This is a genomic window from Nonomuraea sp. NPDC047897 (genome assembly GCF_043204415.1).
In the GTDB taxonomy this organism is placed as follows: domain Bacteria; phylum Actinomycetota; class Actinomycetes; order Streptosporangiales; family Streptosporangiaceae; genus Nonomuraea.
Genome location: NZ_JBIDCC010000003.1, coordinates 499,213 through 515,606 on the forward strand (window position 1 = coordinate 499,213; position 16,394 = coordinate 515,606).

General features: G+C 72.4%; 16 protein-coding genes. 11 read left to right on the forward strand and 5 right to left on the reverse strand.

Annotation, left to right across the window (positions count from 1 at the left end; genetic code table 11):
* Positions 1 to 38 precede the first annotated feature (38 nt).
* A complete protein-coding gene (locus ACGF0J_RS09355; protein ID WP_393143701.1) occupies positions 39 to 1,535 on the forward strand; it encodes a UDP-N-acetylglucosamine 1-carboxyvinyltransferase in 1,497 nt (498 codons plus the stop codon).
* 100 nt (positions 1,536 to 1,635) lie between these two features.
* Positions 1,636 to 2,790, forward strand: a complete 1,155-nt coding sequence (locus ACGF0J_RS09360) for a tyrosine-type recombinase/integrase (RefSeq protein WP_393143703.1) — start codon at positions 1,636 to 1,638, stop codon at positions 2,788 to 2,790.
* Positions 2,791 to 2,830: 40 nt separating this feature from the next.
* Here ACGF0J_RS09360 and ACGF0J_RS09365 read toward each other — a convergent pair whose 3' ends face one another.
* Complete coding sequence (locus ACGF0J_RS09365; protein WP_393143705.1) at positions 2,831 to 3,709, reverse strand: alpha/beta fold hydrolase; 879 nt, start codon at positions 3,707 to 3,709, stop codon at positions 2,831 to 2,833.
* Positions 3,710 to 3,959: 250 nt separating this feature from the next.
* Here ACGF0J_RS09365 and ACGF0J_RS09370 point away from each other — a divergent pair, with 250 nt between their 5' ends.
* Both ACGF0J_RS09370 and ACGF0J_RS09375 read left to right on the forward strand, forming a co-directional pair.
* Positions 3,960 to 6,122, forward strand: a complete 2,163-nt coding sequence (locus ACGF0J_RS09370) for a BTAD domain-containing putative transcriptional regulator (RefSeq protein WP_393143707.1) — start codon at positions 3,960 to 3,962, stop codon at positions 6,120 to 6,122.
* A gap of 155 nt (positions 6,123 to 6,277) precedes the next feature.
* The gene (locus tag ACGF0J_RS09375; RefSeq protein ID WP_393143709.1) at positions 6,278 to 6,676 is read left to right on the forward strand and encodes an ACT domain-containing protein; all 399 of its coding nucleotides are present in this window, start codon (positions 6,278 to 6,280) and stop codon (positions 6,674 to 6,676) included.
* 29 nt (positions 6,677 to 6,705) lie between these two features.
* Here ACGF0J_RS09375 and ACGF0J_RS09380 read toward each other — a convergent pair whose 3' ends face one another.
* Positions 6,706 to 7,050 carry a hypothetical protein gene (locus tag ACGF0J_RS09380; RefSeq protein ID WP_393143711.1) on the reverse strand — a complete coding sequence of 115 codons (345 nt, stop codon included), beginning with the start codon at positions 7,048 to 7,050 and terminating at the stop codon, positions 6,706 to 6,708.
* Between the two features lie 112 nt (positions 7,051 to 7,162).
* Between ACGF0J_RS09380 and ACGF0J_RS09385 the strand changes: the two genes are divergently transcribed.
* The gene (locus ACGF0J_RS09385; RefSeq protein WP_393143713.1) at positions 7,163 to 7,423 is read left to right on the forward strand and encodes a hypothetical protein; all 261 of its coding nucleotides are present in this window, start codon (positions 7,163 to 7,165) and stop codon (positions 7,421 to 7,423) included.
* A 194-nt stretch (positions 7,424 to 7,617) separates the two neighbouring features.
* Positions 7,618 to 8,391, forward strand: coding sequence for an SDR family oxidoreductase (locus ACGF0J_RS09390; protein WP_393143715.1), 774 nt, complete (start codon positions 7,618 to 7,620; stop codon positions 8,389 to 8,391).
* A gap of 209 nt (positions 8,392 to 8,600) precedes the next feature.
* Here the strand turns inward: ACGF0J_RS09390 and ACGF0J_RS09395 are convergent, their stop codons facing one another.
* On the reverse strand, positions 8,601 to 8,870 hold the full coding sequence (locus ACGF0J_RS09395; protein WP_393143717.1) for a helix-turn-helix domain-containing protein: 270 nt from the start codon (positions 8,868 to 8,870) through the stop codon (positions 8,601 to 8,603).
* A 507-nt stretch (positions 8,871 to 9,377) separates the two neighbouring features.
* Between ACGF0J_RS09395 and ACGF0J_RS09400 the strand changes: the two genes are divergently transcribed.
* From ACGF0J_RS09400 to ACGF0J_RS09415, 4 genes are read left to right on the forward strand one after another with little or no spacing between them, the layout of a single operon-like run.
* Positions 9,378 to 9,791 (forward strand): nuclear transport factor 2 family protein, encoded by a 414-nt coding sequence (locus ACGF0J_RS09400; RefSeq protein WP_393143719.1) that lies wholly within the window; start codon positions 9,378 to 9,380, stop codon positions 9,789 to 9,791.
* Entirely contained in the window at positions 9,788 to 10,240 is a 453-nt protein-coding gene (locus tag ACGF0J_RS09405) for a nuclear transport factor 2 family protein (RefSeq protein ID WP_393143721.1), read from the forward strand. Before ACGF0J_RS09400 ends, ACGF0J_RS09405 begins: the two co-directional genes overlap by 4 nt.
* Positions 10,237 to 11,115 (forward strand): alpha/beta hydrolase, encoded by an 879-nt coding sequence (locus tag ACGF0J_RS09410; protein WP_393143723.1) that lies wholly within the window; start codon positions 10,237 to 10,239, stop codon positions 11,113 to 11,115. The genes ACGF0J_RS09405 and ACGF0J_RS09410 overlap by 4 nt, the downstream gene beginning before the upstream one ends.
* Positions 11,112 to 11,951, forward strand: coding sequence for an NAD(P)H-binding protein (locus tag ACGF0J_RS09415; RefSeq protein ID WP_393143725.1), 840 nt, complete (start codon positions 11,112 to 11,114; stop codon positions 11,949 to 11,951). Before ACGF0J_RS09410 ends, ACGF0J_RS09415 begins: the two co-directional genes overlap by 4 nt.
* A gap of 135 nt (positions 11,952 to 12,086) precedes the next feature.
* Here the strand turns inward: ACGF0J_RS09415 and ACGF0J_RS09420 are convergent, their stop codons facing one another.
* The gene (locus ACGF0J_RS09420) at positions 12,087 to 12,998 is read right to left on the reverse strand and encodes a MerR family transcriptional regulator (RefSeq protein WP_393143727.1); all 912 of its coding nucleotides are present in this window, start codon (positions 12,996 to 12,998) and stop codon (positions 12,087 to 12,089) included.
* Between the two features lie 794 nt (positions 12,999 to 13,792).
* Here ACGF0J_RS09420 and ACGF0J_RS09425 point away from each other — a divergent pair.
* On the forward strand, positions 13,793 to 14,998 hold the full coding sequence (locus tag ACGF0J_RS09425) for an erythromycin esterase family protein (RefSeq protein WP_393143729.1): 1,206 nt from the start codon (positions 13,793 to 13,795) through the stop codon (positions 14,996 to 14,998).
* A gap of 30 nt (positions 14,999 to 15,028) precedes the next feature.
* Here the strand turns inward: ACGF0J_RS09425 and ACGF0J_RS09430 are convergent, their stop codons facing one another.
* Entirely contained in the window at positions 15,029 to 15,904 is an 876-nt protein-coding gene (locus tag ACGF0J_RS09430; protein ID WP_393143731.1) for an alpha/beta fold hydrolase, read from the reverse strand.
* Between the last annotated feature and the right edge of the window lie 490 nt (positions 15,905 to 16,394).

Genomic DNA, 16,394 nt, shown 5'->3' on the forward strand with positions numbered 1-16,394 from the left:
ATCTTGTGACGGATGATTACCTTGTGAGGATCGGCCGGTTGATCCGGGACGCCCGCCAGCATCGCGGGTGGACACAGCTTCAACTGGCCGACGCCCTCGCCACCAGCCAGAGCGCGGTCAACCGCATCGAGCGCGGCAACCAGAACATCAGTCTTGAGATGATCGCCCGTATCGGCGAGGCTCTCGACAGCGAGATCGTCTCCCTCGGCTACGCCGGCCCCATGCACCTGCGCGTGATCGGCGGCCGGCGCCTGTCGGGCAGCATCGACGTCAAGACGTCCAAGAACGCCTGCGTGGCCCTGCTGTGCGCGTCGCTGCTCAACTCCGGCCGGACGATCCTGCGCAAGGTGGCCCGCATCGAGGAGGTCTACCGCATCCTCGAAGTCCTCGCCTCCATCGGCGTGCGGGCCCGCTGGATCAACGAGGGCAACGACCTGGAGATCATCCCCCCGGCCCGTCTCGAACTCGAGGCGATGGACACCGACGCCGCCCGCCGCACCCGCAGCGTCATCATGTTCCTCGGCCCGCTGATGCACCGCACCGACCAGTTCCGCATCCCGTACGCGGGCGGCTGCGACCTCGGCACCCGCACCGTCCAGCCGCACATGTCGGCCCTGCGGCACTTCGGCCTCGACATCACCGCCACCGGCGGCTTCTACCACGCCCGCGTCGACCCGGCCGTGTCACCCTCACGCGCCATCGTGCTGACCGAACGCGGCGACACCGTGACCGAGAACGCCCTGCTGGCCGCCGCCCGGCATGACGGCGTCACCGTCATCCGCAACGCCTCCTCCAACTACATGGTCCAGGACCTGTGCTTCTTCCTGGAGCAGCTCGGCGTCAAGGTCGAGGGCATCGGCACCACCACGCTGACCGTCCACGGCGTCCCCGACATCGAGTGCGACGTGGACTACTCCCCCTCCGAGGACCCCGTCGAGGCGATGAGTCTGCTCGCCGCCGCCGTCGTCACCTCCTCCGAGCTGACGATCTGCCGCGTGCCGGTCGAGTTCCTGGAGATCGAGCTGGCGGTGCTGGAGGAGATGGGGCTCGACCACGACCGCGGCGGCGAGTACGCGGCGGCCAACGGCCGTACCCGCCTGGTCGACCTGACGGTGCGGCCGTCGAAGCTCGTCTCCCCCATCGACAAGATCCACCCCATGCCGTTCCCGGGGCTGAACATCGACAACGTGCCGTTCTTCGCGGCCATCGCCGCCGCGGCGCAGGGCTCGACACTCATCCACGACTGGGTCTACGACAACCGGGCCATCTATCTGACCGAGCTGACCCGGCTGGGCGCGTCGGTGAAGCTCCTCGACCCGCACCGGGTGCTCGTCGAGGGCCCCACCCGCTGGCGCAGCGCCGAGATGATGTGCCCGCCGGCGCTGCGCCCCGCCGTGGTGGTCCTGCTGGCCATGATGGCCGCCGAGGGCACCTCGGTCCTGCGCAACGTGTACGTCATCAACCGCGGCTACGAGGACCTGGCCGAACGCCTCAACGCCCTCGGGGCCCGGATCGAGACCTTCCGCGACATCTGAGCACGCCGCGGCGCCTGTCACGGCAACTTTTGTCGGTGCCGGCCGCTACCGTCTTCACCGGATCTTGTACGGATCGCTGTCCACGAGACGAGGGGGGACGGTGCGGCCTGCGGAGCTCGACCGGGTGAGCGTGGCTGAGGCGGCTGACCGCTACGTGGAGCTGGTGCGCGCCAAGACGCTCACCGGAGCGCTGTCGCCGGCCACGGCAGAGGTCTACGCGCGCGACGTGGCGACGTTCGTGGCCCTGGCCGGGGGCGAGCGGGTGCTGGACGACCTGACCGGGGAGGACGTCGACGCGGTGCTGCTGGCCTTCGCCCGCAAACCCGACGGCCGCCGCCCCGCCGGCCCGTCCTACAGCCCGTCCGCCGGCCCGACCGGCGGCCCGACCGGCGGCCCGACCGGCGGCGCGGCATCGGGAGCGCCGTCCCGGTCCTCGCAGTCGCCGTCGTCGCAGGCGCGCTTCCGCCGTTCCATCTCCACCCTGTTCAAGCACGCCGTGCTGGCCGGCTGGGTGCAGATCGACCCCATGGCGGCCTCCACCGTCACCGCCAGGCAACGCGGCGGGCTGCGGCCCGAGCGGCGGGCGTTGACCCGCGAGCAGGCGCAGGGCCTCCTCGGCGCGGCCCGGGCCCTGGAGCGCGCGCCCCGCCAGGGCCGCCGCGACCAGCGGACGGAGCTGCGCGACGCGCTGATCGTGCTCCTGCTGGCGACCGTCGGCCCCCGCGTGTCGGAGCTGGTGCGCGCCAACGTCGAAGACTTCTTCACCAACGACGGGGTCCGCTACTGGCGCATCTTCGGCAAGGGCGGCCGCACCCGCGACGTCCCCCTGCCGGCGGTCGTGGCCGACGCCCTCGACGCCTACCTGGAGCGGGGCCGCGCCGCGGTGACCGACAAGGCGCTGCTGCTGTCGTGGCGGGGGCGGCGGCTGGCCCGGGGCGACGTCCAGGGGGTGATCGACCGGGTGCAGGCCCGTGTCGACCCCGCGCAGCGCCGCACGGTCACCCCCCACGGGTTACGGCACACCACCGCCACCCACCTGCTGGCCGACGCGGTCGACATGGACGCCGTGCGGCGGGTGCTCGGCCACAGCGACCTGTCCACCCTGGGCCGCTACCGCGACGAGCTGCCGGGCGAGCTGGAGGTCGCCATGCGCGTCCACCCGCTGCTCCGCCCCGCCTCTCCCCCCGCCTCTCCCCCCGCCTCTCCCCCCGCCCCCGCGGCCAACACCGACGCCGACGCCGACCCGCCCGGCTGACCACCCGACCGCCCCGCCCCGCGTCTCCCCTGCGGGGCGGTCAGCCGGTGAGCAGGTCCCGCAGGGCCTTGGCAATGTCGGCCGGCGCCTCCTCTGCCATGAAGTGACCGCAGGTGACGGTCGCGTGCCGCAGATCCGACGCCCACGCACCCCACAGCCCGGCGGCGTCGAACCCGAGCGCGGCCCCCCAGTCCTGCTGCAGCACCATGACCGGCATCCGCAGCCGGTTACCCGCCTCCCGATCCAACCGGTCGTGCTCGACGTCGACACCGGCCGAGGCGCGATAGTCGGCCACGATCGACGGCACCGCCTCCCGGCAGGCCCGCAGGTAGGCGGCACGGACCTCGGCCGGGATCGCCCCGGGCTCCCGCGTCCAACCGTCGAGGAAGTGGCCGAAGAACGCGTCCGCGCTCGCGGCGATCATCTGCTCGGGCAGGCCGGGCGGCTGGGCCATCAGATACAGGTGGAAGCCCACCGCCGCGCCCACACCGCGCATCACCTCCCACATGTCGAGCGTCGGCAGCACGTCCAGGCAGGCCAGATGACTGATCACCGCCGGATGGTCGAGCCCGGCGCGGAAGGCCACCAGCGCCCCCCGGTCGTGCCCGGCCAGCGCGAACCGCTCATGCCCCAGCGCCCGCGCCAGGGCCACGACGTCGGCCGCCATCGTGCGCTTGGCATAGGTGCCGGGCCCGGTGACGGCGGGCTTGTCGCTGGCCCCGTACCCGCGCAGGTCGGGACAGATGACGGTGTGATCGGCGGCCAGATCGGCGGCCACATGCCGCCACATCAGGTGGGTCTGCGGGAAACCGTGCAACAGCACGACCGGAGTGCCCGAACCGGCGACGGCCACGTTCAGGGACACGCCGTCGGCGACCGGGACGCGGCGGTAGTCGAAACCGTTGATGGCGCACGCCATGACTGGAACACCCTTTCTGCTGGGGTTGAACGGACGGCTCCAGCCTGGCGGGCGTGAATGAGCATCCGGTCAGCGCGCTACCGTGACCGAAAGGAGGGCGACCGGCACAGCGGCGGCGGCTGGACGGCGGGCGGACGGCGGACGGCATGGTCACCCCGATGAGGGACCGCACGGCCGGGTCGGCACGGCCGTGACGGCACGGCCGTGACGGCGTGAGACGGCGTGAGACGGCGCCGGGGAAGGCGGCGGGGTGAGCGTCACGTTCGGAGTCCTCGGACCGGTGACGGCCTGGGACGCCACCGCAGACCCCGTCGCGCTGAAGGGACCACGCCACCGCGCCGTCCTGGCCCGGCTCATCGTCGCCCGCCGCCGCGTCGTCCCGGTCACCCGCCTCGTCGACGACCTGTGGGACGACCCCCCGCAGGGCGCGGTCAGCGCCGTACGGACGTTCGTCGCCGCCCTGCGCCGCGCCCTCGAACCCGCGCGGCCACCCCGCACCCCCGCCCGGCTGCTGGTCACCGAAGGCCCCGGTTACGTGCTGCGCGCCGGCGTGGACGAGGTGGACGCCTGGCGCTTCGAACACGCCGTCACCACCGCCGCGGCACTCCCCCCGGCCGGCGCCGCCGCCCGGCTGCGGGAGGCGCTCGGGTGGTGGCGCGGCCCCGCCTACGCCGAGTTCGCCGACCAGGACTGGGCCCGCGCCGAACGCTCCCGCCTGGCCGAGCTGCGGCTGCACGCCGTCGAACGGTTCGCCGACGCCCGGCTCGACCTCGGCCGGGCCGCCGAGACGGTCCCGGACCTCGACGCCCACGTGGCCGAACACCCCTGGCGGGAGGAAGGCTGGCGGCTGCTGGCCCTCGCGCTGTACCGCAGCGGCAGGCAGGGCGACGCGCTCGCCGTGCTCCGCCGCGCCCGCACCCTTCTCGTCGACCAGCTCGGCGTGGACCCCGGCCCCCGCCTGCGCCGCCTCGAAGGCGACATCCTTCACCAGGCCGACCACCTGAATCCGGCCCCGGACCCAGGCGAGACGGCCGAGCGCGTGTGGGCCCGGGCCGCCGCCCTGTACGACCGCACTGTCGCCTCGGGTGCCCGCGCCCGGCTGGAATCCACGGTCGGCCTGCTGCGCACCCTCGCGGTGACCGGCGGAGGGGGCCTGCGGGCCGCTCGCGAGCACCGCGTCGCCGCCATCGCCGCCGCCGAGGAGCTGGGCGACGCCGAACTGACGGCCCGGGTGATCGGCGCCTACGACGTCCCGGCCATCTGGACCCGCTCCGACGACCCCCGCCAGGCGGCGCACGTGGTCACGGCGGCCGAACGCGCCCTGGCCGCTCTTCCCGCCGGTCACGAGGCGGCCCGGGCGCGGCTGCTGGCCACGATCGCCGTGGAGTCACGCGGCGGCCACGCGCCGCGCGGCCCGTCGGCGGCCCGGCAGGCCGAACGCATCGCCCGCGGCCTCAACGACCCGGCGTTGCTGGCCTTCGCCCTCAACGGCGTGTTCATGCAGAGCTTCGACCGGACCGGCCTGGCGCGCCGCCGTGACGACCTCGGCGCCGAGCTGGTGGCCCTGTCGGCGCGGCACGGCCTGGTCACCTTCGAGGTGCTGGCGCACCTGGTGCGGATGCAGGCCCGCGCCGGCCTCGGTGACCTCGCCGGCGCCGACGGCCACGCGGCGGTCGTGGACGGGCTCGCGGAGCGGCACGAGCTGCCGTTGGCGGGGGTGTTCACCCGCTGGTACCGGGTCACGCGGCTGGCCGAGACCGGGCAGGAGCCGCTCGGCGAGGTGGAGGCGGCCTACCGGCAGGCCGCGAAGCTGCTGGACAGGGCCGGGATGCCGGGCCTGGAGCAGGGCCTGCTGCCGCTGGCGCTGCTGTGCGCGCGCGTGCGGTACGGGCTGCGCGCCTCAGCGGCGAGTCCGGGTGACAGGCAGCACGGCACGGGACCCGCCGGCCTGCCCGGTGAGGCGCAGAGCGAGAGGCACGGCGGAGTTCCGGAGGTGCCGGAGGTGCCGGAGGTGCGGGCGGCGGCGCGGGCCGGCCCGTCGCCGAGCGCGTGGCTCGCCGGGGAGAGTGCCGGATGGGGCCCGTACGTGCCCTGGATCCGTCCGCTGGCGCTGCTGTCACAGGGCCGCCGGGGCCAGGCCGCCGCCGCGCTGCGGGAGGTGCCGGACCCGCCGCGTGACCTGCTGATGGAGGCCCTGTGGTGCCTGACCGGACGGGCGGCGGTGGCCCTCGGCGACCGGGCGGTGGTGGAACGCGTCCACGCCGAGCTGCTGCCGGCCGAAGGGGAACTGGCCGGGGCCGGCAGCGGCGTGCTGACGCTCGGCCCGGTGGCCCGCCATCTGGCCGACCTGGCGGCGGCTCTGGGCCGTACCCGGCAGGCCGCGGAGCACCGAGCGAAGGCGTCGGACGGCTGACTGATCTGTCCCGGTGGGCGGCGGCCGGCGCGGTGCGGGCGCCTTCGATGCCCATGGCGTCCGCTGGCGTCCGCTGGCGTCCGCTGGCGTCCATCCTGCGTCCGCTCGTGACGGCCCCGCGCAGGTCAGCGGCCGCGGGGCGTAGGGTGCTCGTCATGGCGGGTGAGAGTGATCTGCGCAAACTCCTCGGCGGCATGCGACCGGCGCTGAACACGGGCCGGTACGTGTTCACCACGGCAGGCGACGGGGTGCCGTCCGGCGTCACCCCCGTCGTCACGGTCGCCGAGGAGGAGGGCCTCACCCTGGTGGTGCGGCAGGAGGAAGCTGACGCGGCCGGGCTGGCGTACGACTACGTGGCCTGCTGGATCACGCTGCGCGTTCACTCGGCGCTGGCGGCGGTCGGCCTCACCGCCGCCGTCGCCCGGGCCCTCGCCGAGGCCGGTGTGAGCTGCAACGTGGTCGCCGGTCTGCGCCATGACCACCTGTTCGTGCCGTACGAGAGCGCCGTCCTGGCAGTCGAGGTGCTGCAGGACCTGTCTCGACGCTCCGCCTGACCGTCAGGACCGCTACGGCAGGGCGACCCTCACTGCCCTCGGCCGGATCTGCGCCACCGCGTCGAGGCGTCCGCGCCGCTGTCCAGTCCTCCTCGACGGCAGCCCGTTGACCAGGCCGGTCTGCCGTCGAGGAGGAAGTACTGGCCGTTCAGTAGGTCGATCATGAATATCGCGCCGGGGTCGCAGGGCAGGGCGGCTCGCAGCTCCTGCGCATCCTCGGCCCACCACTCGGTCATGGGCGCGGCGAAGCGCCGGCTGTCGCCCGTCTCGCGGGCTGCCGTGCCTGGGCGAGCCCGGCCACCGCAGCGCGGCGTCCAGGCTGAGACCTCGAAACCAGGTGACAGCTCGTTCGGGATGCCCCGGTCGTCGAACACACGGGCCCGGGAGCAGGGCCAATGATTGCGGTACGTGGAGCATGCATAAGGGATGCGAGGCTCCGCCTTGATCTATACGCTCCGATCACCAGACCACGCGGAGGTTGACAGCATGGCGAAGTGCAACGGCTGCGGCAACGAGGTGTCGCAAGGACAGCTGTGCGCATTGTGCGCCGCGAAGATGATCAGCTACCACGACGGGGACTACGACGACGAGAACGACCCCGCCGTGAAGCTCTACCACAAGACCGCCGCCGCAATGAACTCACCGAAACCCACCTCGGGCGGGTGTGCTCTCGTCGTGCTCGCCATCACGTCCCTGTCCACCGTCCTCGCAGCCGCGGGGATCGGCATCGAGAACCTCATCGGTTGACCCGGCACCGTACGGTCCCGGGCCGGAGGCTCCGATCACGGCATCTGGGAGCCGCTGCCGGCGTCGTACCGCCACCACGCCGAAACGCGACGATCACCCACAGCTCCCTCACCTGAGCACAGCGGGGTCCCCGATCCCCGCGCTCACCATCCGCGCACTTGTCACATTCAGGCCGCTCGTCTCGTCCGACTGACATGACTTCTGTACTCGTCACCGGCGGCAGCGGGCGGCTCGGCCGCGCCGTACTGAACGACCTGACCGGGGCCGGCTTCGAGGTGCGAGCGGCGAGCCGCGCCGCGCGAGCCCCGAGCATGGGTGTGCGGTGGGTCGTGGCCGACCTGACCGACGGTCACGGCATGGCCGAGGCCGTGTCGGGGGTGGACGTGATCGTGCACCTGGCCTCGGCACCGTACAAGGGCCGCTACACCCGACGCGTCGAACTGGACGGCACGTCGGCGCTGCTCGCGGCCGCCCGCCAGGCGGGCGCGCGACACCTCATCTACACCTCGGTCGTGGGCGCGGACCACGTTCCCTGGGGCTATTTCAGGACGAAAGTAGAGGCAGAGCGGCTGGTCAAGGAGGGCGGCGTGCCGTGGACGATCCTGCGGGCGACACAGTTCCACGAGTTCGTCGACCAAGCGCTGCGCGCGATGGCCCGGCTGGGAGCACTGGTCGTGGATCCCGAGATCCGCGCGCAGCCCGTGGACGTCAGAGACCTGGCGCGACACCTCACGTCCCTGGTGGAGCGCGGCCCGTCCGGGAAGATCGAGGAGTACGGCGGCCCGGAGGTGCTGACGATGGCCGAGGCCGCGGAGGTGTGGCTGCGGGCACGTGGCCTGAGCCGGAAGATCCTGCGGGTACGGCTGCCGGGAAGGCTGGGCCGGCGGTTCCGGGCCGGCCACCTGACCACGCAGACACGGCCCGCCGGCGAGATCACCTGGGATGCCTACCTTCAGACCGGCCCGTAAGAGCAAGGGCGCGCGGCATAGGCCTCGCCATGACAGCGACTCCCCTGGGCCGGCCGCGCCAGGACCCAGCGTGACCGGCCCAGGACAACCCGCGCGGGCCGTCAACAGCGGACCGGACGCAGCACGCGTCACTCAGCACGACCGACCCAGCACAGCAGGGCACAGTTCGACACAGCGCGGCACGGTGCTGGGCGGCACGGTGCGGAAGGTCAGGTGGGTAGCACGGGGGCGGACACAGCCGGGGCGGAGCGGGCGGCGAGAAGGCCAAGGGGGACGTCGAGCACGTCGGCCAGTGCGGCGATGGTGAAGAAGGCGGGCGTCGCGATGCGGCCCGTCTCGATCTTGCGTAGAGTCTCGGCGGACATGCCCGCGGCCGCGGCGACCTCGACGATGCTGCGCCCGCCCCGAGCCTCGCGCAGGAGCCGGCCGAGCTGTTCGCCGCGCAGGCGCTCTTCGGGGGTCAGGGGCGGTCGTACCATGCGGCCCAGTCTATAGCGAGAACCACAGTACCGGTATAGTTATCGGTCCGGTGGCGCTCAGAACCCCGACCGGATCGACGCCACGCGAGCAAGCGAGCCGCGTCGCCGCCCAGCCCCCGCACGCCGTCATCCGCGAACCGCCGCCACCCACCCCTCCTCTGCCCCCTCCTCTGCCCCCTCCTCTGCCCCCTCCTCTGCCAAAGGACACGCTCAACCCGGTCACGGCCCCACCCGCCCCCGGCGGACAGCCGCAACACACCGGAAGAAGGCCGCACGGCGGGGCGGCGGCCGTCACAGCGGGCAGCGCCTGACAACCAGGTCGTGGAGGATCGGCCGGCGCCCCCGGCCGATCCGACGCCGTACCCGCGCCGAACACGCCACCCCCTTCCAGACCACCCTGCGGGCGAAGAATCACCGCCGACGGTGAAACCCCGGTGCAGCTTCCTGCACCAGGCCTGCAACTTCTCCATCTCCCCCGCCACCCCGGGACACGAAAGCCTGAACCCCATGAACCCCATGGACCGCTTCGACGTCATCGACACCTGCACCCGCATGGCCTGGCACGCCGACCAACGCGACTGGAACGAACTGGCCGAGGTGTTCGCCGACAAGGTGACCCTCGACTACACCAGCCTCAACGGCGGCGAGCCCGCGATCCTCACCCCAGCACAGATCACGCAAGGCTGGCGGAGCGCACTCAGCGCCTACACGGCCACCCAGCATCTCCTCGGCAACCACCTGGTCACCGTCAACGGCGACACCGCGACGTGCACCGCCTCCTTCCAGGCCACCCACCACAAACCCGACGACACCCTGTGGACGCTGGGCGGCACCTACCGCTTCACCCTGACGCGCGCCAGCGACGGCTGGCGCATCACCGCGGTCGTGATGACCGCCTCCTGGAGCGACGGCACCCGATGAGGACACGCACCATCGCAGGAGCGGCAGCGGCCGTCATCATCGGCGGGGTAGTGGCCGTGGCCAGCAGCGACTTTCTGCGCGCGGTCGCCACGGACGCCGTCCAGCCTCTCCCCTCGCCGACCACCTCGCGCGGCCCGCTCGACCCGGCCGCGCAACGCTACCTGGACGCGGTGACGGCCAAGGACACCGACGCGCTCGCCGCCGCCTTCGCCCCCCAAGCACTGGTCGTCGACGTCGGCCGGGAGATCCGCGGCCGGAACGCCATCCGGCAGTGGGCCGCGAACGAGGTCATCGGCGGCCGCTACACCCTGTTGGAGCACACCCCCCGCGCCGGCGGCGTCACCATGCTGGTCCGCTTCCAACCCGGCGGCGTGGGCGGCTTCCGCGCCCACTACCACTTCGACATCTCCGACGGACTGATCACCAAGGCCACCCTGGAGTACGCATGAACAAGATCACTTTCGACAGTGACGGCACGACCCTGACCGGCAACCTGCACCTCCCCGAAGGGGTGGAACGGCCGCCCGGCGTGGTGGTGGCCGGCACCTGGACCAGCGTCAAGGAGCTGATGGCCGACCGTTACGCCCAGCGCCTGGCCGAACGCGGATACGCCGCCCTGTCATTCGACTTCACCGGCTTCGGCGAATCAGGCGGCGAGCCACGCGACGTGGAGAACCCCGCACGCAAGATCCGCGACATCCACCACGCGGTCGGCTTCCTGGCCACCCACCCGGCCGTCGACGGCGACCGGCTGGGCGCGCTCGGCATCTGCGCCGCGGCGATGTACATGGCAGGCAACGCCGCCCACGACCCCCGGGTCAAGTCCCTGGCACTGGTGGCGCCATGGCTGCACGACGCCGCCATCTGCGAAAACGCCTACGGAGGCGCCCAAGCGGTGGCCGAAAAGATCAAACTCGGGCGGGAGGCCCGAGCCCGCTACGACGAGACCGGCGAAATCGACTACGTGCCGGTCGTCAGCACCACCGACCCACACGCAGCCATGCCCTACGACATCGACTTCTACCTCAACCCTGCCCGAGGCGGCATCCCCGCCTGGCCCAACCGGTTCGCCGTCATGGCGTGGCCGGACTGGCTCACCTACGACTCCATCGCGCTGGCCCCGCAGATCACCCAACCCACCCTGCTCGTGCACAGCCAGGACGCCGCCATCCCCGACGGCGCACAGCGCTTCCACGCCGGGCTGGCCGGGCCCAAGGACATCCTGTGGACCCAGGGCACCCAGTTCGACTTCTACGACGCCGAACCTCAGGTGACGGTGTCAGCCGACACCGTGGCCGCACACCTCGGCAGGACACTGCGGTGATCCTCGTCACCGGAGCCACCGGAAACGTCGGCGGCGAAGTCGTCCAGGCCCTCATCCGCGCGAAAGAGCCCGTCCGCGCGCTGGTGCGCACCCCCGCCGACCTGCCGGTCCAGCAGGCCACAGGCGACCTCGACCAGCCCGGCTCCCTCACCGCCGCCACCCTCGACGGCGTACGCGGAGTCTTCCTGCTGCCCGGCTACCGCGACATGCCCGGCCTGCTGGCCCGGCTGCGACAGGCCGGCGTCGAACGGGTGGTGCTGCTGTCCAGCCTGGCCGCGGTGTCCTCCGACACCCGCAATGCCGTCTCGCAGTACATGATCCGCTCGGAGACGGCGGTGCGCGAGTCAGGGCTGGCCTGGACGGTCCTGCGTCCAGGCGCGTTCATGTCCAACGCCCTGCGCTGGCTACCGCAGCTTCGCATGGGCGACGTGGTCGCCGACGCCTTCGGCGACGTGCCGAGCGCCTCCGTCGACCCCTACGACATCGCCGCCGTGGCCGTCCGCGCACTGCTCGACCCCGGCCACGAGGAACACAGCTATCCGCTCAGCGGGCCCGAACGCCTGCTACCGGCGCAGCGGCTCGCCGTACTGGCCGACGTGCTCAGCCGCGACCTGCGCTTCCACGCCTTGTCCGATGAGGAAGCCAGGGCCGACATGGCCGGACGGGTGCCGGAGGAGTACATCACAGCGTTCTTCAGCTTCTACAGCGACAGAACCCTCGACGAGTCCCAGATCCACCCCACCGTGGAGAAGGTGACCGGGACACCACCGCGCACCTTCCGCCAATGGGCCCTCACCCATCGCGCGGCCTTCGCCCAGGACGCGGCCTCGGCGTAGCCCGCACCCCCGTGACAGGCCACGAACGCCCCTCAGCCGGGCGAAGCATGGCAGACAGGTGCTCGGCCCCGCCCGGCTCGCCCATCCCCGTGACGTTCAGGCAGGTCACGGGGACGTGCATGGTCAGCTGAGGGGTCATCGTTCCTCCACACAGATCATGAGATGAGTGACAAGCTGGTCAGGCGGGGTGACGGCCGGATTCGACACATACACCTCGCGAATCGGACCGCGCGGCTCATGGCGCCGCTCGGCGCACCACGCCAGCACCGCGTGCGCGGTCAGGGAGATCTGGTCATACGGGCCGACGTGCGTCGCCGACGCGAACACCCCACCCGGCAGCACCTCGATCGAGGCGCCCCGGGGCACCTCGCGCGCCAGGCCGGGCGCCACCACCAGGGCGACCGCCAGCTCGACGGGGTCGTCGAGGTCGGCAGGGAACAGCCCCACGAGCTGCACCGCCGCACCCTGGCCGGGCGCGGCGACCAGAGCCGGCGCCCCATCCGCCGGCCCGCCCGCATGACCGCACGACCCGCCGGACGACCCGCCGGGTGACGCGTCGGGTGAGCCGCCGGCCCCGCCACCGTCGCCGAACGCCACAGCCATCAACCGCGCCATCCCCTCCGAGGTGGCCCGGCCGATATCGGCGGGACCCGCCGCCCGTCCGCGCACCACGAGCGCCCGGCGCGCCGGCTCGGTCACCAGCCGCACCGGCGCCCACGGCAACCCCTGCGCCATCACCTGCTCCAACGTCGCCAACGTGCTACGTCGCCGGGCCAGCTCGGCCTCCAGATCATCACGCACCGACGCCAGCGCACCAGCCGAACCCGACAACACCTCGCCGACCACGGCCAGCGGCACGTCCAGCGAACGCAGTAACCCGATCGACAACGCCGCCCGGGCCTGCGAGGCCCGGTAGTAGCGGTAGCCCGTGTCGTCGTCCACATGAGCCGGCACCAGCAGCCCCAGCTCGTCGTAGTGCCGCAACTGCTTGACGCTCAACCGGCTCAGCCGGGCGAACTGCCCGATCGGCAGCAGATCATCCTCCACGCGTCCAGCATGCCGTCTCCCTCTGTGGGAGAGTCCAGCGGTGTCCGCACGCCCGGTGGGGGCGCCGCCCCTGGCCGACTTGAGCGGCCTGGGAGCAGGCGTCCCCAGTTCTTACGGGGGCGCGTGCTGCCGGCCGCGATGGCGCGGTAGGTGGTGGACATCGCAGAGGGGTGCTGCCGCCGAGATCATGTCGGCTTCCGCCTGCGCGCACGAGATCCGCCCGCCGAGGGGCTGTATGTGACGGATCGGCGGGTGAACGTCGACTTGGGCTATCGGCCCTGGAGGCTCCCCACCAGGCAGGCATGCAGGCGAACGTGGACCAGGGGCGCCTGGTCGGCGAGGCCCTGGCGTGGCTGCCTCGGCAGGTGATGGTTTTGTCGTTTAGTTAGTTGATTTTGCAAAAAGCCTCCGCCTTTACATTGTAGATCTCAAACAGTCGACGACACGGCCGATTGGGTGGACCGGCGCGCCGGCTGCGGGCGCGTGGGCGAGGCCCTGTACCTCTCGTTGCGACAGCCGTCGGTCGCGCTCCGCCGCTTGCGGCACGAGAACACGTGGTCGCCTGGCTCGCCGCCGCGAACAACCTCCGCACGGCCGGGCGACTGGGCACTACAGGGATGGCCCCGCCCCCCCGCCCTCGGGTACGCCGTGCGCTGGCGTACGTGGAGCGGAAGACCACGGTAAGCCGCGCAGCCCGACACCGGAGGCTCACCGCAGTTGGAAGGTCTGCAATGCATCACCAGCACGAATTGCGCGTAAGTTTACACTTAAAGGTCACAGATACAGTCGAAGGTATGACAGTCTCGATCCGGGACGCCGCACGTCCCTTCACCGGCGCGGCCCTCACCGCGCTGCTGTCTCCCGCCACCCGGCTGCTCGGCCTCGGCGAGCCCACCCACGGCGTCGAAGCCTTCCCCGAACTGCGCAACGAGCTCTTCCGTCACCTCGTCGAGCATGCGGGCTACCGCTCGATCACCGTGGAGAGCGACTGCCTGTCGGCTCTGGCCGCCGACGCGTACGTCACCGACGGCACCGGGACCCTCGACGAGGCGATGAGTCACGGCTTCAGCCACCGTCTCGGCACCTCGCCCGCCAACCGCGAGCTCCTGCGTTGGATGCGCGCCCACAACGAGCAGCGTCCGCCGGACGAGCGGCTGCGCTTCTACGGCTTCGACGGCCCCTTGGAGATGACCGGCCCCGCCGGCCCCCGCGCGGCTCTGACCGCGCTGTACGACTACCTGGCCGCCCACCTCGACCTGCCCTGCAGCCGCGAGACCCTCGACGAGTTGCTGGGCCCCGACGAGCGCTGGACCGACCCGGCCGCCACGACGGACCCCACCCGGTCCGTCGGCCGCAGCCCCGAGGCCGGGCGCCTGCGCCTGATCGCCGACGACCTGCGCGCGCTGCTCACCGCGCACACCCCCCATCTGACGGCCGCCACCGGTCCGGGCGACCGCTGGCGCGCCGGCTTGTACGCGCGCACCGCGGCCGGGCTCCTGCGCTACCACGCCGCCATGGCCGACACCGCGACCACCCGCGTCGGCACGCTGATGTGCCTGCGCGATGCGATGATGGCCGACAACCTCGACGCCGTCGTCGATCGCGAGGCCCGTCGCGGCCCCACCCTCGCCTTCGCCCACAACCGCCACCTGCAAAGAGACAAGAGCCGCTGGCTGCTGCCGGCGGGGTGGGGCTCCCTGGCGGGCCGGACGCTGGAGTGGTGGAGCGCCGGGGCGATCGTCGGCAGCCGCCTCGGCGACCGGTACGCCTTCGCCGCCACCACCTTCGGCGCCCGCGGCTCCGACGTCCCTGCGCCCGGCACTGTCGAAGGGCTGCTGTCGACCCTGCCCGACGAGCGCGCCGTCATCGATCCCGTCCGCCTCACCGCCACGCTCGACCGGGAGCCGGCCCTCCGCGTCCCGGCCGACCCCACCTACCTCCCGCTCGACCCGGCCACGATGGACCGGGCCGACGCCATCGTCTTCATCAGAGCCATCTGATGGGTGATCGTCGCTGACATGCCGCCGCCTTTACGTTGTAGATTTCAAGAAGGAGGTCAGCGCGTCCGTCACCTCCGACGGGCGTTCCAGCGGCGCCAGATGCCCGGTGTCCGGCAGGTCAAGGCGGCGCGCCCCGGCGACGCCCTCCGCCAGGAGGCCCGAGACCGCCTGGATGCCCGGCACGTCCGCCAGCCCGTTGACCACCAGGGTCGGCACCGCGATCTCGTGCAGGCGGCCCGCCGCCGGCGGGTCCAGGAGGCGTTCGGTCGTGGGCGGGCCACTCCACATGCGCTGGAACACCAGCCGGCACATCTCCACGGCCGCCTCCCACACCTCCTCGGACAGGTCGGCACGCCCCCGGTCGGGGCCCGCGACCTGCCACAGGGTGTGCGCGCGGGCCATGGCCAGTGCGTCGGCCGGATCGACGCTGTCGGCGGCGCCGCCGCGATAGCGGGCCAGCCGGTCGGCCGGCACGGAGCTGTGGACGCGCTCGCGGGCCTGGGCCAGCATGTCGTCGGGCCAGTGGTGCCCGGCCAGGCCCGAGCAGATCAGCGCTAGGCCGGTCACCCGGTCCGGCGCGGCCAGCGCCGCCTCGACGGCGTAGGCTCCGCCCATCGAGGAGCCGACCAACGCCGCCCGGCGCACCCCCAGCGCGTCCAGCACGGCCAGGAGGTCCTCGTGGTGACAGACGCGCGGCCCGGCGTCGCGTGACTCGCCGTGCCCACGCCGGTCGTAGCGGATCACCCGGTGCCCGGCCGACAGCGCCCGGAACTGGTGCTCCCACATGCGCCGGTCAGCCACGCCGGCGTGCAGGAGCACCACGGCCGGCCGGTCTCCGGGACCGGCGGCCTCCACCACGGGTCCGGCGAGGTCGTAGGCGATCCCGAGTGAATCGATCATCGTCATGGCCCGGACCATACGATCCGGCCGGGGGCGGCGCGCGGCGCGTTCGCCGTCGGCGCACCCCCGGGTCCGATCGAGACACGGGTGCAACCGGCCATGAGCCGATCGTGACGAGAGGACGGCGGCGCGGCGGGACGACGCGGCGCCGACTCCTCGCGCCGGAAACGGCTGGACAGCCCCGCTCACCTGGGCGGAGGCCACGCCTGTCCGTCTCCCGGCGGACCTCGTCAGGTTTGCCGCGAACCATCGTCGGTTGTGTGCGGATCCTGTGACACTGCCCCGCGCGCCGGACCCTCGCCACCCGCCCGGGAAGCGGCGTACTCGCAGGTCAGCGCCCTACAGATGATCAAGGACGGTCTAAATGATCTACGATGCGGTGATCTTACTGTTATGTCGCCTGTATTGCTGACTCTTGCGATTTGCCGGATATTCTGCGGCGTGGTCGTCGACTCACGTCAAGTGTTCTCAAGCACGTAAGACGGCCTTTACGTTG

Coding starts and splice junctions, on each gene's coding strand:
- ACGF0J_RS09365 (WP_393143705.1), bottom strand. CDS start 3,709: ATGGCGTGCGCCATCAACGGTTTCGACTACCGCCGCGTCCCGGTCGCC.
- ACGF0J_RS09375 (WP_393143709.1), top strand. CDS start 6,278: ATGGCGGGTGAGAGTGATCTGCGCAAACTCCTCGGCGGCATGCGACCG.
- ACGF0J_RS09385 (WP_393143713.1), top strand. CDS start 7,163: ATGGCGAAGTGCAACGGCTGCGGCAACGAGGTGTCGCAAGGACAGCTG.
- ACGF0J_RS09390 (WP_393143715.1), top strand. CDS start 7,618: ATGACTTCTGTACTCGTCACCGGCGGCAGCGGGCGGCTCGGCCGCGCC.
- ACGF0J_RS09395 (WP_393143717.1), bottom strand. CDS start 8,870: ATGGTACGACCGCCCCTGACCCCCGAAGAGCGCCTGCGCGGCGAACAG.
- ACGF0J_RS09400 (WP_393143719.1), top strand. CDS start 9,378: ATGAACCCCATGGACCGCTTCGACGTCATCGACACCTGCACCCGCATG.
- ACGF0J_RS09405 (WP_393143721.1), top strand. CDS start 9,788: ATGAGGACACGCACCATCGCAGGAGCGGCAGCGGCCGTCATCATCGGC.
- ACGF0J_RS09410 (WP_393143723.1), top strand. CDS start 10,237: ATGAACAAGATCACTTTCGACAGTGACGGCACGACCCTGACCGGCAAC.
- ACGF0J_RS09425 (WP_393143729.1), top strand. CDS start 13,793: ATGACAGTCTCGATCCGGGACGCCGCACGTCCCTTCACCGGCGCGGCC.
- ACGF0J_RS09430 (WP_393143731.1), bottom strand. CDS start 15,904: ATGACGATGATCGATTCACTCGGGATCGCCTACGACCTCGCCGGACCC.